Origin of the sequence: Micromonospora sp. CV4 (assembly GCF_003667455.1) — a bacterium.
Taxonomy (GTDB): Bacteria; Actinomycetota; Actinomycetes; order Mycobacteriales; family Micromonosporaceae; genus Micromonospora.
Genome location: NZ_RCVI01000201.1, coordinates 1 through 13,505 on the forward strand (window position 1 = coordinate 1; position 13,505 = coordinate 13,505).

The 13,505-nt window shown below is 71.9% G+C and carries 18 protein-coding genes; 7 read left to right on the plus strand and 11 right to left on the minus strand.

All coding sequences use genetic code 11. The annotated features are described in order from the left end of the window. From EAD98_RS07115 to EAD98_RS07135, 5 genes are all read right to left on the minus strand, one after another. Window positions 1-875: serine/threonine-protein kinase (locus EAD98_RS07115; protein WP_147457347.1), on the minus strand; the 875-nt coding region annotated here is incomplete at its 3' end. A gap of 144 nt (window positions 876-1,019) precedes the next feature. Next, on the minus strand, window positions 1,020-1,223 hold the full coding sequence (locus EAD98_RS07120; RefSeq protein ID WP_233578921.1) for a hypothetical protein: 204 nt from the start codon (window positions 1,221-1,223) through the stop codon (window positions 1,020-1,022). A gap of 2 nt (window positions 1,224-1,225) precedes the next feature. Beyond that, window positions 1,226-2,269 carry a LacI family DNA-binding transcriptional regulator gene (locus EAD98_RS07125; RefSeq protein WP_233583740.1) on the minus strand — a complete coding sequence of 348 codons (1,044 nt, stop codon included), beginning with the start codon at window positions 2,267-2,269 and terminating at the stop codon, window positions 1,226-1,228. Between the two features lie 152 nt (window positions 2,270-2,421). Continuing rightward, window positions 2,422-3,309, minus strand: coding sequence for a helix-turn-helix transcriptional regulator (locus EAD98_RS07130; protein WP_121653261.1), 888 nt, complete (start codon window positions 3,307-3,309; stop codon window positions 2,422-2,424). A 140-nt stretch (window positions 3,310-3,449) separates the two neighbouring features. After that, window positions 3,450-3,689, minus strand: a complete 240-nt coding sequence (locus EAD98_RS07135; RefSeq protein ID WP_121653262.1) for a DUF397 domain-containing protein — start codon at window positions 3,687-3,689, stop codon at window positions 3,450-3,452. Between the two features lie 265 nt (window positions 3,690-3,954). Between EAD98_RS07135 and EAD98_RS07140 the strand changes: the two genes are divergently transcribed. Further along, complete coding sequence (locus EAD98_RS07140) at window positions 3,955-4,605, plus strand: GGDEF domain-containing protein (RefSeq protein ID WP_121653278.1); 651 nt, start codon at window positions 3,955-3,957, stop codon at window positions 4,603-4,605. Between the two features lie 45 nt (window positions 4,606-4,650). Here the strand turns inward: EAD98_RS07140 and EAD98_RS07145 are convergent, their stop codons facing one another. The 3 genes from EAD98_RS07145 to EAD98_RS07155 all read right to left on the minus strand — a co-directional run bounded on the left by EAD98_RS07145 (window position 4,651) and on the right by EAD98_RS07155 (window position 6,540). After that, window positions 4,651-5,667 (minus strand): phosphotransferase enzyme family protein, encoded by a 1,017-nt coding sequence (locus EAD98_RS07145; protein ID WP_121653279.1) that lies wholly within the window; start codon window positions 5,665-5,667, stop codon window positions 4,651-4,653. 71 nt (window positions 5,668-5,738) lie between these two features. Further along, entirely contained in the window at window positions 5,739-6,212 is a 474-nt protein-coding gene (locus EAD98_RS07150) for an SRPBCC family protein (RefSeq protein WP_121653263.1), read from the minus strand. Continuing rightward, window positions 6,196-6,540 carry a helix-turn-helix transcriptional regulator gene (locus EAD98_RS07155; RefSeq protein ID WP_121653264.1) on the minus strand — a complete coding sequence of 115 codons (345 nt, stop codon included), beginning with the start codon at window positions 6,538-6,540 and terminating at the stop codon, window positions 6,196-6,198. Before EAD98_RS07155 ends, EAD98_RS07150 begins: the two co-directional genes overlap by 17 nt. Before the next feature lie 165 nt (window positions 6,541-6,705). On the opposite strand from EAD98_RS07155, the gene EAD98_RS07160 reads away from it, so the two are divergent. Next, complete coding sequence (locus EAD98_RS07160) at window positions 6,706-7,356, plus strand: flavodoxin family protein (protein WP_121653265.1); 651 nt, start codon at window positions 6,706-6,708, stop codon at window positions 7,354-7,356. A gap of 30 nt (window positions 7,357-7,386) precedes the next feature. Here the strand turns inward: EAD98_RS07160 and EAD98_RS07165 are convergent, their stop codons facing one another. Then, window positions 7,387-7,878, minus strand: coding sequence for a type II toxin-antitoxin system PemK/MazF family toxin (locus EAD98_RS07165; RefSeq protein WP_121653266.1), 492 nt, complete (start codon window positions 7,876-7,878; stop codon window positions 7,387-7,389). Window positions 7,879-7,986: 108 nt separating this feature from the next. Here EAD98_RS07165 and EAD98_RS07170 point away from each other — a divergent pair, with 108 nt between their 5' ends. Together EAD98_RS07170 and EAD98_RS07175 are read left to right on the plus strand one after the other, a co-directional pair. Continuing rightward, a complete protein-coding gene (locus EAD98_RS07170; RefSeq protein ID WP_199723324.1) occupies window positions 7,987-8,502 on the plus strand; it encodes an NUDIX hydrolase in 516 nt (171 codons plus the stop codon). A 50-nt stretch (window positions 8,503-8,552) separates the two neighbouring features. After that, window positions 8,553-9,800 (plus strand): hypothetical protein, encoded by a 1,248-nt coding sequence (locus tag EAD98_RS07175; protein ID WP_121653267.1) that lies wholly within the window; start codon window positions 8,553-8,555, stop codon window positions 9,798-9,800. 47 nt (window positions 9,801-9,847) lie between these two features. On the opposite strand, the gene EAD98_RS07180 is transcribed toward EAD98_RS07175, so the two are convergent. Further along, entirely contained in the window at window positions 9,848-10,450 is a 603-nt protein-coding gene (locus EAD98_RS07180) for a TetR/AcrR family transcriptional regulator (protein ID WP_121653268.1), read from the minus strand. 136 nt (window positions 10,451-10,586) lie between these two features. On the opposite strand from EAD98_RS07180, the gene EAD98_RS07185 reads away from it, so the two are divergent. Both EAD98_RS07185 and EAD98_RS07190 read left to right on the plus strand, forming a co-directional pair. Next, entirely contained in the window at window positions 10,587-11,144 is a 558-nt protein-coding gene (locus EAD98_RS07185; RefSeq protein WP_121653269.1) for a hypothetical protein, read from the plus strand. Window positions 11,145-11,574: 430 nt separating this feature from the next. Next, window positions 11,575-12,075 carry a DUF2569 family protein gene (locus tag EAD98_RS07190; RefSeq protein WP_158609774.1) on the plus strand — a complete coding sequence of 167 codons (501 nt, stop codon included), beginning with the start codon at window positions 11,575-11,577 and terminating at the stop codon, window positions 12,073-12,075. Between the two features lie 26 nt (window positions 12,076-12,101). Here the strand turns inward: EAD98_RS07190 and EAD98_RS07195 are convergent, their stop codons facing one another. Continuing rightward, window positions 12,102-12,692, minus strand: a complete 591-nt coding sequence (locus EAD98_RS07195; RefSeq protein ID WP_121653271.1) for a DinB family protein — start codon at window positions 12,690-12,692, stop codon at window positions 12,102-12,104. A gap of 99 nt (window positions 12,693-12,791) precedes the next feature. On the opposite strand from EAD98_RS07195, the gene EAD98_RS07200 reads away from it, so the two are divergent. Continuing rightward, window positions 12,792-13,421, plus strand: coding sequence for a VOC family protein (locus EAD98_RS07200; RefSeq protein WP_121653272.1), 630 nt, complete (start codon window positions 12,792-12,794; stop codon window positions 13,419-13,421). Window positions 13,422-13,505: the final 84 nt, after the last annotated feature.

A 13,505-nucleotide genomic window follows, 5' to 3' on the forward strand; every position in this document is an offset into this window, starting at 1 on the left:
ACCGGCAGGATGCGCAGCAGCTCGGTGGGCGGTTCGACCGGCTGGCCGGCGCCGAACCGGGTGGCCAGTTGCGCGGCCGTCGGTCGGCGGGCCGGGTCGGCAGCAAGGCAGGAGACGGTGAGCTCGGCGATGTCGGCCGGCAGGCCGGGCACCCGCAGCGGGGGCACCGGAGTGCCCCGCCGATGCACCTCCAGCGCGTCCTCCCAGCTCTGCACGGGCAGCGGCGCCTGGCCGGTGAGGGTGCGGTAGAGCAGCGCGCCGAGGGCGTACACGTCGCTGGCCGGGTCCGGTGGGCCGGCGGTCAGCCGCTCCGGCGCGAAGTAGGCCGGGGTGCCCATCAGCGGCTCACCCGCCTGGCCGCCGAGCGGGTGGTGCGGGCCGCCGAGTGCGGCGATGCCGAAGTCGAGCACCTTGGCGCCGGTGTCGGTGAGCATGACGTTGCCGGGCTTGACGTCGCGGTGCACCACGCCGATCCGGTGCGCGGCGGCCAGCGCGGCGGCGATCTGCCCGGCCACCCGTACCGCCTCCGGCCAGGGCAGCGGCCCGGTCCGCAGCCGGTCGGCCAGGTTGTGTCCCTCGACCAGCTCCATGACCAGGTACGGCACGACGGCGCCGCCGGCCAGGGTCGCCTCGGCGTAGTCGTACACCTGGGTCACGTGCGGGTGGGTGAGCCGGGCGGCGGCGCGGGCCTCGCGCTGGATGGTGGCCCGCAGCTGCGGGTCGGTGGCGAGCTGCCCGGCGAGCACCTTGACGGCGACCGGTCGGCCGAGCACCTCGTCGTCGGCCCGCCACACCTCGGACATGCCACCGAGACCGATCCGCTCGTGCAGTACGTAGCGGTCGTGGAGACGGAGGGTGGGCATGAACGGCGACATGGCTTCACCAGTCTGCCTGGCCGTGTTCCACTCGACCACCCACCGTGCCCGGTCCTGACCCTTTCATCCCGGGCGTACCGAAATTGTCGGTGGTGCGGGGTCGGACGCCGGGCCGACCAGCGGTGGGCCCGGCGTCCGGCGGCGCTACGAGCAGCGCGGCGCGGCGGGAAGCGGTCGCGGCTGGATCCGGTCGGCGAGCCGGCGCAGGGCGAGCGCGGTGGCCTGCCGGGTCGGGGCGAGCAGCGCCGGGCGGGCTCGCTCGACCTGGACCGGCGCGTCCGGTCGAGCCGAGTTGACGTGTCGGTTCATCGCGTCGAGGGCGGTGAGGTATCCGGTGGCGTGTTCCATGGTCAACTCCTCGGGACAGGTCCGGTGGAGTCCCGGACGACGAGTGCGGTGGGCAGCAGCACATGACCGGCCGCGGCGTCCGCGGGTGGATTGAGCAGCAGTTCGGCGGCGATCCGGCCCTTCTCCTCGGCCGGTTGCCGGACGGTGGTGAGGCCGGCCGCGGCGGCCTCGGGGATGTCGTCGAAGCCGGTCACCGAGACCGGTGGACGGTCGCCGGCCGGTCGTTCGGCCAGCGCGTCCAGCACACCGAGGGCGAGCACGTCGGAGCCGGCCAGCACGGCGGTCGGCGGCGTGGGCCCGTCGAACAGCCCGGCGACGGCGGCCGCCCCCGCCTGGCGACTGTTGCCCTGGGCGTTGAGCAGGGTCAGCTCGGCCCAGCCGACGCCGACCTCGGCGAACGCGTCGGCGAACCCGGCGAGCCGGCCGTGGGTGGTCGGGTGCGGCACCCGATCGACCCCGGAGAGGGTGAGCGGGCCGGCCGGCGCGTCGGTCAGCACGGAGTCGGCGAGCAGGGCCACCCGGCGGTGACCGAGGCCGGCGACGTGCGTGGCCACGCTGCGGGCCGCGGCCCGCTCGTCGATGCCGACGAACGGCTCGTCGGGGCCGGCGTCGTCGCGGGCGGCCGTGCTGACGAACGGCAGCCCCCGGGCCCGGATCACGTCCAGCGCCCACTCCTCGTCGGCGACGCAGTAGACGCAGAAGCCGTCGACGGCGGCGTTCTCCACCGCGCGGCGTGCGTCGGGCTCGGCCCGGGACAGCGGCACCAGCAGCATGCTGGTGCCGTGCCGCTCGGCGGCCTCGCCCACGCCGGCGAGGAAGCGGACCGCGAACGGGTCGGTGAACGCGTACGACAGCTGCGAGGTGAACAGCACCCCGATCGAGCCGACGAAACCGCGACGCAGGGAGCGGGCGGTGGGGTTGGGACCCGGGTAGCCGAGCTGCCGGGCGGCGCCGAGGATCCGCTCGCGCAGCGCGGCGGAGAGCTGGTCGGGGCGGCTGTACGCGTTGGACACCGTGCTGCGCGAGACGCCGACGGCGTCTGCCACGGCTTGCAGGGTCGGCTTCACCGGCACCCCTTCTGTATCGATCCAGTCTGTATCGATACAGAGACTAGCCGGACCGGTCGGCGAGCGTCAATACCAGGGGGTCGGCCAGGTTCCGGAACGTGGCGGGAGCCGAGCCGGAGCCCGGCCGGCGGTCAGGCCGGGTAGAGGTCCTCCAGCAGGCGGCCGAGAATCTCCGGGGTGCGCTCCGGCGGCTCGGCCTCGACGCAGAGCCGCTCCATGGCCACCGCGTAGTAATCCAGGTCGTCGCGCTTGTCCAGGTAGATGGCGCTGGTGAGCTGTTCGATGTAGACGATGTCGGGCAGCTCCTGGTCGCCGAAGCGCAGGATGGTGAACGCACCGCCGGCGGCCGCGTGACCACCGGCGGCGAACGGGATGACCTGGAGGCGGACGTTCGGCGACTTGGTCGCCTCGATGAGCGCGGTCAGCTGACCACGCATCACCTCGGCGCCACCGATCGGACGGCGCAGCGCCGCCTCGTCCACCACCGCCCAGAGCTGCGGCGGATTTTCCCGGCGGAGCAACTGCTGGCGCTGCATCCGCAGGGCGACCCGTCGGTCGAGTTCGGCCGCACCGGCCGCGCCGTGCCCGAGCAGCACGACCGCCCGGGCGTACTCGCGGGTCTGCAACAGGCCGGGCACGAACTGCACCTCGTAGGTGCGGATCAGCGCCGCCGCCGCCTCCAGGCCCAGGTAGGACTGGAACCAGGTGGGCAGGACGTCGCCGTAGCGGTGCCACCAACCGGGGCTGTTCGCGTCGCGGGCGAGCTTGAGCAGCGCCTCGCGCTCCTGCTCGTCGGTGACGCTGTAGAGCGTGAGCAGGTCCGCCACGTCGCGTTCCTTGAAGCCGACCCGGCCGAGCTCCATCCGACTGATCTTCGACTCGGAGGCCCGGATCTCCCAGCCGGCGCCCTCGCGGGTCACGCCGCTGGACTCCCGCAGCCGGCGCAGTTGAGCACCGAGCAGCATGCGCAGCACGGTCGGCCCGGTTGTTGGGCCGCCCTCGGCGGGAACCATCGTCACCTGCGGACCTCCGGATACCGACCAGCGTGGTCGGGCGCCCCGGCCCGGCCGACGTGTAAGCATGCCATGGACCGACAGTGAGGTGAACTCCTCCGGACCGGTGGATCAGTCCCGTCGCCGGGATGGTCCACCGGGTCCGCTCAGTTGATCAGATGATCGAAGTCGCCGTCCCGCGCGCCGAGGACGAAGGCGGCGATCTCGTCCACCGTGTAGATCAGCGCCGGCCCCTCCGGATGTCGGGAGTTGCGCAGCGCGATGCCGGCGCCCTCGGGCAGTTCGGCGAGTTCGACACAGTTGCCGCTGGGGTTGCTGCGGCGACTCTTCTGCCAGCTCAGCGGTGGCAGCTGATGGATCGGAACGCCATTCGGTGGCTGCTGCATGTGGGCGTCTTTCTGCTCACGAGCCCGCCGGTGGCCGTGGGAGGAGCGGTGACGGCGAGGGGTGCGGTATCGACATCGGACGGTGCTGCACGTGCATCTGCTATTGCATCTGCACCGGACGGCGAGCATGATAACGCACAAGATCGGTGCCGATCCGTTCACTTTGCGTCACCTGGCATGGGCATCGATCAGGGAAAACCGGGCCCGGCGCGGCGCGCGTCGAGTCGGTCGATGGCTGGAGGCGATCGCGGCGATGGGAGGGTTCGTGCCGGATCCGATGAGTGTCGCCTCCGGCATCTGCGCCGCCGGCGCGCTGCTCTCCTCCTGGCAACTTCGGCGTCGGGCGCTGCGCGCCGAGGCCGAGATCGGGCACCTCCAGGCCGAGCTCGCCGCCGAACGGCACGCCGCGAGCCACGACCCGCTCACCGGGCTGCCCAACCGGCGGGCCTTCTACCGCCTCGCGGCCGCCCTGCTCACCGACGCGGCCGGGCAGCCGTTGATCGCCATCGTGCTCGACCTGGACGACTTCAAGCAGATCAACGACCGGTACGGGCACGCCGCCGGCGACCAGGTGCTGATCAGCGTGGCCGAACGGCTGGCCGGTTTCGCCGGGGACAACCTCGTCGCCCGCCTCGGTGGGGACGAGTTCGCCGGGCTGCTGGCCAGCCCGACCATCGACCGGCGCTGGATCGAGCACGCCACCCGGCGGCTCAGCGAGACCGTCGCCGCCCCGATCCGGCTGAGCGGTGTCAGCGTTCAGGTGACCGCCTCCGTCGGCCTCGCACCGGTGACCGGCCCGGCCCAGCTCACCGATGCGCTCAGCCGCGCCGACGCGGCCATGTACCAGGCCAAGAGCCTGGGCGGCAACCGATCGCCCCGCCAACTCGTGGACAGCGTCCGCCTCGCCGAGTGCTGACCGCTCCGGCGTCCGCGGCCGCGTCCCGTCGAGCGGATTACGCGCTCAGTCCGGCCGGTCGAGAGACCGCACCGCCGCGTCGGCGAGAGTGACCAGACCGACCGGCGACACCAGTCCCCGCACGATCCGGGCCGCCCTCGCCCGGTCGGCCGCGTCGACGTCGGGATCCAACGCCTGGCGGGTCCAGTCGGTGAGATCGTCGAGCGCACGAACGGCGAGGAACCAGGCCAGGCGGGCCGGCTCGATGTCGACCCGGCCGTAGCCGGCCAGGACGGCCGCCCGCTGCCCGGTGGTGATCGGCGCGAAGGCGAGCACCCCGTCGGTGACGAACATCAGGTCGCACTCGGGCGGGGCGAGCACCGCGTCGTCCCAGTCGATCAGCCAGACCTGACCGTTCGGGCCGAGCAGCAGGTTGCCCAGGTGCGGATCGCCGTGGCAGACCACCACCGGCCGGTCGCGGCGATCGGCGGCGAGGCGCCCCACCGCACCGGTCAGTGTGGACACCCGGTCCGCCATCGCCGACCAGAGGGCCGCCAGCTCGGCGAACGGCGGACCGGCGGGGTCGGCCGGGCCAGGAGCGCGCAACCGCTCGGCCGTCGCGCGGGTCGCCGCCACGATCTCCGGGTACGCCGCTCCGCCGGGCGGCAGCAGCCGCACCAGCTCGTCGGTCACCGGCACCGCGTGCACCGCGGCCAGCAGTTCGCCGTACGCGCGCCAGTGCGCGTCGGTCATCGGGCCGTCGAGCGCCCGCAGGTCGGAGACCCACGGCACCACCGAGAGGCGGTGGCCGCCGTGGTCGCCGTACAGCCGCCCGTCGTGGGTGCGCAGCGGCGCGGGGACGCCCGGCACCTTCTGGGCGGCCAGGTGCGCCGCCACGACCCGACCGGCCGGAGTGCCGCCACCGCTGAGTTTGACCGCGTACCGGGTGCCGTCGGCGGCGTGCGCCCGCCACAGTCGGGCGTGCTGGTCGGCGCCGTGGGTCACCTCGTCCAGGTCGGTCAGGTCGAGGCCGAAATCCGTGCGGGCCCAGCCGGTCACCTGCCCCGCAGCGTCGTCGATCACCGGCACACCATGCCACCGGGCGGCCACCCGACCCACCCGATCAACCGGGGGGCCGGGCGGCGCCGTCCGGGTCAGCGCAGGGTGGCGAGGTACCGGTCCAGCGCGTTGTACGACTCAGCCGCGCCCTGCGCCATGCCGGACTCGGCCATGCCGTCGCGCTGCTCGGTGGTGTCGAACCGGGTGGTGCCGGTGACGGTGGTGCGCCCGTCGCGCTCGGTGAAGACCAGCGTCTCCACCGCCACCTGACCGGGCATGCCCTCGTACTCGAAGGTCTGCACGATCCGCTCCGGCACGACGATCTCCCGGAACTCACCCCGGAAGCCGTAGGCGTTGCCGTCCGTGGCGTGTTCGACGAAGCGGTAGCTGCCACCCTCCCGGAAGTCGATCTCGACGTCCAGCGGGTTGCCCCGCCCCCACCAGTGCTTCAGGTGCTCGGCCTGGCTGTGCGCGGCCCAGACCAGCTCACGCGGGGCGTCGAAGGAACGGGTGAGGGTGATCTCCCGGTCGGACGGCATGTCGATGACGAGGTCACGAAGCTTGTCCATCGCTCTTCTCCTTCAGGTCGCGTAGGTAGTCGTCCAATGTGTCGTAACGGTCGTCCCAGAGCCGGCGGTACTGCTCGACCCATTCGGCCAGCGTGCGCAGCGGGGCCGGGTCGAGCCGGCAGCGACGCCACTGCGCCTCGCGGGTCCGCACGATCAGCCCGGCGCGCTCCAACACGTTGAGGTGCTTGGAGATCGCCTGAACGCTGATCGGGAACGGCTCCGCCAACTCGTTGACCGTCGCCTCGCCGGTCGCCAGCCGGGCCAGGATGGCCCGCCGGGTCGGATCGGCGAGAGCGGCGAACACGGCGCTGGCCGGATCTGTTGTCATCTGTCGCTCTCAACCATGTGGCTTGTAAACCGATAGGTTGAATATACAGCCCAGCGTGGTTACGTCAACCCCTTCGGCAGAAGCCCCGCGCGTCGGCTGATTCACCCGGCCAACGCCCGGGTATGGGATGCCGATCACCCCTGCCGACCACCGAGAGGAACCGACGTGGCGAGCATCCGCGCCCTCGTACTCAACTGCACTCTCAAGCCGTCGCCGGCCCCGTCCAGCTCCGAGCAGGTCGGCCAGGAGGTGCTCGCCGCACTGGCCGAGCAGGGAGTGGACGGCGAACTGGTCCGGGTGGTCGACCACGACGTGCGGTTCGGGGTGTCGACCGACGAGGGCGGCGGAGACGGGTGGCCGGCCATCCGGGCGAAGCTGCTCGCCGCCCAGATCCTCGTCATCGCGACGCCCATCTGGCTCGGCCAGCCATCCAGCGTGTGCAAGATGGTCCTCGAACGCCTCGACGCCGAACTCTCCGAGACCGACGCCGAGGGCCGGCTCCTGACCTACGGCAAGGTGGCCGGTGTCGCCGTCGTCGGCAACGAGGACGGCGCACACCACACCATCGGCCAGGTGCAACAGGCACTCAACGAGGTCGGGTTCACCTGCCCGGCCGCCGGCGCGACCTACTGGGTCGGCGAGGCGCTGAACAAGGTGGACTACCGCGACGCCGGCCCCAAGCCCGACACCACCGGCCGCACCACGAAGGCGTTGGCGCTCAACAGCGCACACCTGGCCCGGCTGCTCGCCGAGCAGCCGTACCCGCCGCCGGACGCACGCGGCGCCGGGGTCGGCCCCAGCCGTGAGTCGGCCTGACGGCCCGCCACGCGAGCGGGGCGGGAGCGGTCAGCGCCAGCCGTAGCCCGCGCGCAGGGCCTGCCCGACCCGGTCGAAGCGGGGCCGGTCCAGCACGGCGCCCTCGCGGCGGATGCTGTCCTCGCGCATGGTGAGCACCCGGTCCAGCCGGACCCAGCTCGGCCGGTTGTCCCGGTCCCAGTCACCGGGCCCGAGTGCGAACCAGTGCCGCTGCCCGTCCCGCTCGCTCTGGCTGGACAGCATCAACCCGAAAAGAGTCCGGCTGTGCCGCCCGACGACCAGCACCGGCCGGTCCTTTCCCTGGCGGGGGTCGTCCTCGTACGGCACCCAGGTCCAGACGATCTCCCCGGGGTCGGCCTGGCCGTCCCGCTGCGGGGCGTAGGTCAGCTCGCGCCGCTGCAACGCGCTCACCTGACGACGACGGGCCACCTGCGCCGGGGCCGGCCCGGTACGTCGCGGGGACGGAATCACCGCGCCCACCCGGGAGATGCGCGCCGCCACGTTCCTCAACAGACCAGCCACGGCGGGCAGCCTACCGGCCCCCGCTCCGGCCGCCGGAACGGGCGGCGCTGCGGCAGACTGGGCCCGGCAGCGGGACGACGCGGAGGTGCGCCGGCGTGTGGAACATCGATGATTGAGCTGCCGCGTGATTTGCCGATCCTGGAGCGGCGCGCGGTGCGGGTGGTGGTCCTCGACGACGCCGACCGGGTGCTGCTGTTCCACACCCGCGCCCCGGACCGCCCGGCGCTGGGCACCTGGTGGGAGCTGCCCGGCGGCGGCATGGACCCTGGGGAGACGTACCAGGACACGGCCGTGCGGGAGCTGCGCGAGGAGACCGGCATCGCGGCCACCGCCGAACAGGTGGGCGCGCCGACCTGGCGTCGGCGCGCGAGTTTCCTGCACCGTCGCTTGCGCCACGTCCAGGACGAGGTGGTCGTCGCCGTACGGCTCGACGGCCCCGGTCCGGACGTGGACGAGACCGATCGGCTCGACTACGAGCTGGAGGACTATTTCGGCTTTCGCTGGTGGCCACTGCCCGAGGTGGTGGCCAGCTCGGCCCGCTTCTACCCGGGGCAGCTCCCCCGGTTGATCATGCCGTTCCTGGCCGGCGAGGAGATCGACGAGCCCTTCGAACTGTGGTCGTGAGCCGGGCCGGCGAGGATGCCGGAGCGGGCGGGGGCGGGCAGAGTGGAGGCATGACGAGCGACCTGCACGGCCCGCTGTCCCGGTACGCCGACACCCTGCACACCACGATCGGCGACCGGCACCACGTCGCCTCCCCGCTCGGCGCCTGGCTGCTGCTGGCGCTCTGCGCCACGACCGCGACCGACCATGCGGACCGCCGGGCGGCCGAAGCGCTGGCCGAGGCTCTCGGCACCGACCTGTCCACCGCGGTCGCGGTCAGCCGCACACTGCTGGACGAGCCGCACCCGCTGGTCGCGTCCGCCACCGCGCTCTGGCACCGGCCGGGTCAGGGCGACGGTGGGCCGTCCGGCTGGCGGGCGGCACTGCCCGCGACGACCGAGGTCGGTCCCCTGCCCGACCAGGCCGGGCTGGACGCCTGGGCCCGCGAGCACACCCTCGGCCTGATCGAGAGGTTCCCGCTGCGGGTCGGGCCGGACGTGGTGCTGGCCCTGGCCAGCGCGCTGGCCACCCGGATCTCCTGGGCGGCCCCGTTCGAGGTCGCCGACGCCGGCGCGCTCGGCCCCGGCAGCGCCTGGGCCAAACAGCTCCGTCGGGTGCTGCGCAGCCCAGGCCGGGGCCACCGGGGCGCCATCGTCTCGACCGCGCGGGCCGGCGACGTGATCGTGCACGCCGCCCCGGCGCAGGCGACTGACGGCGCGGGGCTGGTGGTCCTGTCGGTGGCCGCCGCGCCACACGTGCCGCCGGTGGAGGTGCTGGCCGCCGCGTACCAGCTCAGCGCCGGCGCCGCCGACGGCGCTGAGCCGACTGGTCGCCGCTCGCTGTTCGACCTGCCGCTCGGCGACACTCCGCTGTGGACGCTGCGCGAGGAACGGGTACGCACCCGGGCCCGCGACGGCCGCGAGGAGCGGCACACGGCGCTGCTCCCCTGCTGGTCGGCCCGGAGCGAGCACGACCTGAGCGCGCCGGCGCTCGGCTTCGCGGCCGCGTCGGCGGCACTGGCGACCGCGCTGGCACTGCCGGTGCAGGACTTCGAGGCCCGGCAGGCGGCGATGGCCCGGTTCGGCCGGTACGGCTTCGAGGCAGCTGCGGTCACCGGCATGTTCGAGCTGACCAGCATGCCGCCGGAGGGCGTCGTCCGCACCGCCGAGCTGCGCTTCGGCCATCCGTACGCGGTGGTGGCGGTCGCCACGGACAAGCGGGCCGACGGTGCGACCGGGCCGTGGCACGGGGTGCCGGTCTTCTCCGGCTGGGTCACCGAGCCCGAGGAGCTGCCCGAAGTCGACGCCGCCGAGCGGTGAGCAGGACCGCCCTGGTCAGCTGTTCACGACGGTGCGCGGGACCGGGATCAGGCCTTTGACGGGCCGGCCTGGGTGCGAGCCTGCAAGAGTCCCTCGACTCCGCTCAGGAAGGTGTCGGTCACGAGCACCGGGTCGAACAGGCAACCGGCGGCCATGGCGCCGTCGCGCAGCATGACGAAGTGCCGGGCGGCGGGCTGGGCGGGCGCTTCCCCGACTCGCGCCAGCAGGTCGGTGACGGTGTCCAGGAACCACTGGCGGTGAGCGAGCACCGCCTGGTGCACCGGGTGATCGGGGTCGGGGTACTCGGCGACGGCGTTGAGGAAGGCGCATCCGCGGAAGCCCGGGGATTTGATGCTCTCGGCGATGGACCTGCTGAGCGCCCGGATGGTGTCGGCCGCCGGTAGCCCGCGGGCGACAGCGTCGTCGGCCTGGCCGCGCATGATGTCGTCGACCTGGCGCAGGTACGCGACCACGAGTTCTTCCTTACCGGGAAAGTGCCGGTAGAGAGTGGCCCGCGTCACCTGGGCCTCCGCGACGATCCGGTCGATGCCGACGGAGTGGATCCCCTCCGCGTAGAAGACCTTCATCGCCGTGTTGAGCAGCCGCGACCGCGCTTCGGACGGCCGGCTCTCGGATTCGCTGCGCGCCATGACGACCAGTCTAGCGGATAGAACGTTCGGTCTTGACAGGCGATGATGACCGTGTCATCGTTGCCGCGACAGAACGTTCGTTCTACCTGGCTGACCGCGGCATCCCGCAGGTCCGCCACCCCTCGGAAGGACCACCGTGACCACCCTTGCCGCACCCCGCATCCCGACGACGGCGTCCGCCCTGCGGCAGCTGTACTTCGTCCGCTTCGCCTTCGCCATCGTGTGGGCCGTTGTGATGCTCACGACCGCCTCGGAACTCGGTCCGCTCGCCGTCACACTGCTCGTGCTGTACCCGCTGTTCGACGTGGCCGCCGCCATCGTCGACGCTCGCGCGTCGCGTGGCACCGGGTCGCCCGTCCTGTTGTACGTGAACATCGCGGTCAGCCTGCTCACCGCCATCGGCGTGGCAGTCGCCAGCACGTCCGGTATCCCTGCGGTCCTGCGCGTCTGGGGCGCTTGGGCGATCGTGGCGGGGCTGGTTCAGCTGATCGTCGGCGTCACCCGTCGCGCGATGGGCGGCCAGTGGCCGATGATCATCAGCGGCGCGATCTCCGTACTCGCCGGTGGCTCGTTCATCGTGATGGCCGGCGCGGACGGCACCACGCTGACCAACGCGGCCGGCTACGCCATCCCCGGCGGCATCTTCTTCCTCATCTCGGCTCTCCGCCTCGGCCGCGTCGCGAAGAGGGACTGACCTGGACGGCACCCACGACGTCGTCGTCGGGGCGGGCCCGGTCGGAAAGGATGTCGCCGACCGGGGGTGTGGGGCGGCGTCGGATCGAGCGCTGGAGCGCAATCGGCTCAGGGTCGCGCTAGGTCTCACCACGACATCGCCGACACCGGGTCGATCGCCCCAGCCCGGGGCGCGGGTCCATGCTCAGCCTGATGACTCAGAGGCATATTTATGACTCACAGGTATAGCGCCAACGACAACGACCACCACCGCAGCCGGCGACATCGATACCGTCACAGCGCTGCCGGATACCGGAGCCGCAGGGAGGCGCGGGGGGACGGTTTGCGCTGGATCGTCCGCCACGCTAGCTGGCAGGGTCGGGTTAGCCCGACATCGGATACGAGGGTCAGCACCATCGTGCGCTCGGGCACCGGCCCCTACCGTCAAGCCCGTGACGCCTGTCGAACAACCGTCTGGTCAGGGCTCCCTCCACCGTCAATCGACCGACAACGACGCGCCGCAGGTCCCGGCGCGATCATCGGCCCTACGCCTCGGAGGGCTCCTTGCCGGGTACGTGGTGGTTCTGGTGCTGCTGCTCATCCACGGAATTGGTCTGACGATCGCGACCCTGGTTATCGACGCGAACCCGTCCCTGGTGGGGATGACGGAGCTCGGGCCGGAGAGCCACATCGTCTTCTACGTGGTGACGAACTGCCTCCTCGCCGTCTACACCGTCGTTCTGTTGTGGCTCATCTGCACCAGGCGTCGGGCCGCGATCGTCCACAACTACCTGTACTGCGCGATCTCGATCGGCTGTCTCGTGGCCTGGAACGTGCTGGGGATGAAGTCACCGATCGGCACGGTCATCGACTCGTTGCCGGGCATCGTGGGCATTGTCTACTTCGCGAACTCGACCCGAGTGAAGCGGACGCTGCGACGTCCCCTCCCCTGATCGGGCCCATCGACGGACGCGGACTGCTATCCGAATCGGTCAGCGAGCTTCGTCAGCTTGGTGACGTACGCCGGCCAGTCATAGTCCTGGGGAATGTTGCTGTTCTCGCGCTGCCAGCCGATCGATCCGTCGTGCTGCTCGCGCATGACGTCCGCGTGCCCGGTGTGACGGGCGACGTCGCAGGTCACATGGATGATGATCCTGTGCAGCGTCACGTTCTGTCCGCCAGGCCGCCACCACGGCACCTGCCCCGGCGCGTCGAGGGGTAGCTGTTCGATGGTCTGGTCCGCGAACACCGCCACACGGCGGTACAGGTCGATCAGCCCATCCTTCGTCTCGTCCTCCCCCGCGTACCAGTCGGCCTGCGGGTCGTCCTCGAACGCCTGCATGGGGACCAGTTCCTCGGGTGTCGGGAACTCGCGCCCGAACGTGGGCCCGAAGTAGCCGGCTTCGATGTTGACACAGTGCTTGAGGACTCCCAGCAGGTTGTTGCCGGTCGCGGTGCGGGGCACCCTGGCCTCGCGTTCGCTGAGCCCGTCGAGCTTCCAGATCAGGTCATCGCGGGTCGCCTGGAGGTAGTGGTGCAGCGCAGCCTTCGGATCGCCCAGATCAGTCATGCGTGCCAGTCTTCCCGACAATCCCGAGCCAGTCGTGCGACGTGTCGCATCGACCGTGGTGTGCGTGCCTGTCGCGCTGCCGATGCTAAATTCGCCGGCATGACGATGCAGATCACCGCTGGGCGATTCCACGCGGCCGATGGTGTCGAGGACTGGCGATCTCTCTACCATGTGGTCTCGGCCCACTTCCGAACCGGCACGCTGGCCCTGGGCATCGCGCTCGTCAATGCAATCGGCCGACTCGTCGGCGAAGCCGAGCAGCAGTACGTCAACGTCGACCTGCGCTACGCCGGCGTCACGGTGTCCCTGTCCCGGCGGGACATCGCGCTGGCTCGGCGGATCTCTGCCGCCGCCAAGGCACTGGACATCCCAGCCGACCCGACCGCTGTACAACTCATCAACATCACCCTGGACGCACTCGTCGGCGCGGACGTGCTGCCGTTCTGGCGGGCGCTGCTCGGGTATCACCAGATCGGTGACGATTACTTGGCTGATCCGGCGCGCCGCGGCCCCGGCTTCGGTTTGCAACCGACGGAGGAGGCGCGCCCGCAGCGTAACCGCATGCACCTCGATGTCGCCGTCCCGCACGACCAGGCCGAGGCCCGCATCACCGCCGCCCTGGCCGCCGGCGGCCGCCTCGTCTCCGAGGCGCACGCGCCGATGTGGTGGGTTCTGGCGGACGCCGAGGGCAACGAGGCGTGCGTAGCCACCTGGGTCGGCCGCGAATAGCGGCGCTGCGCCCGCGCCAGGGTCGCGAGCGCCCCTTTAGACGTTTTCGTCCCCGGCGGGTGCCACCGAAGTGCCGTGCAGCAC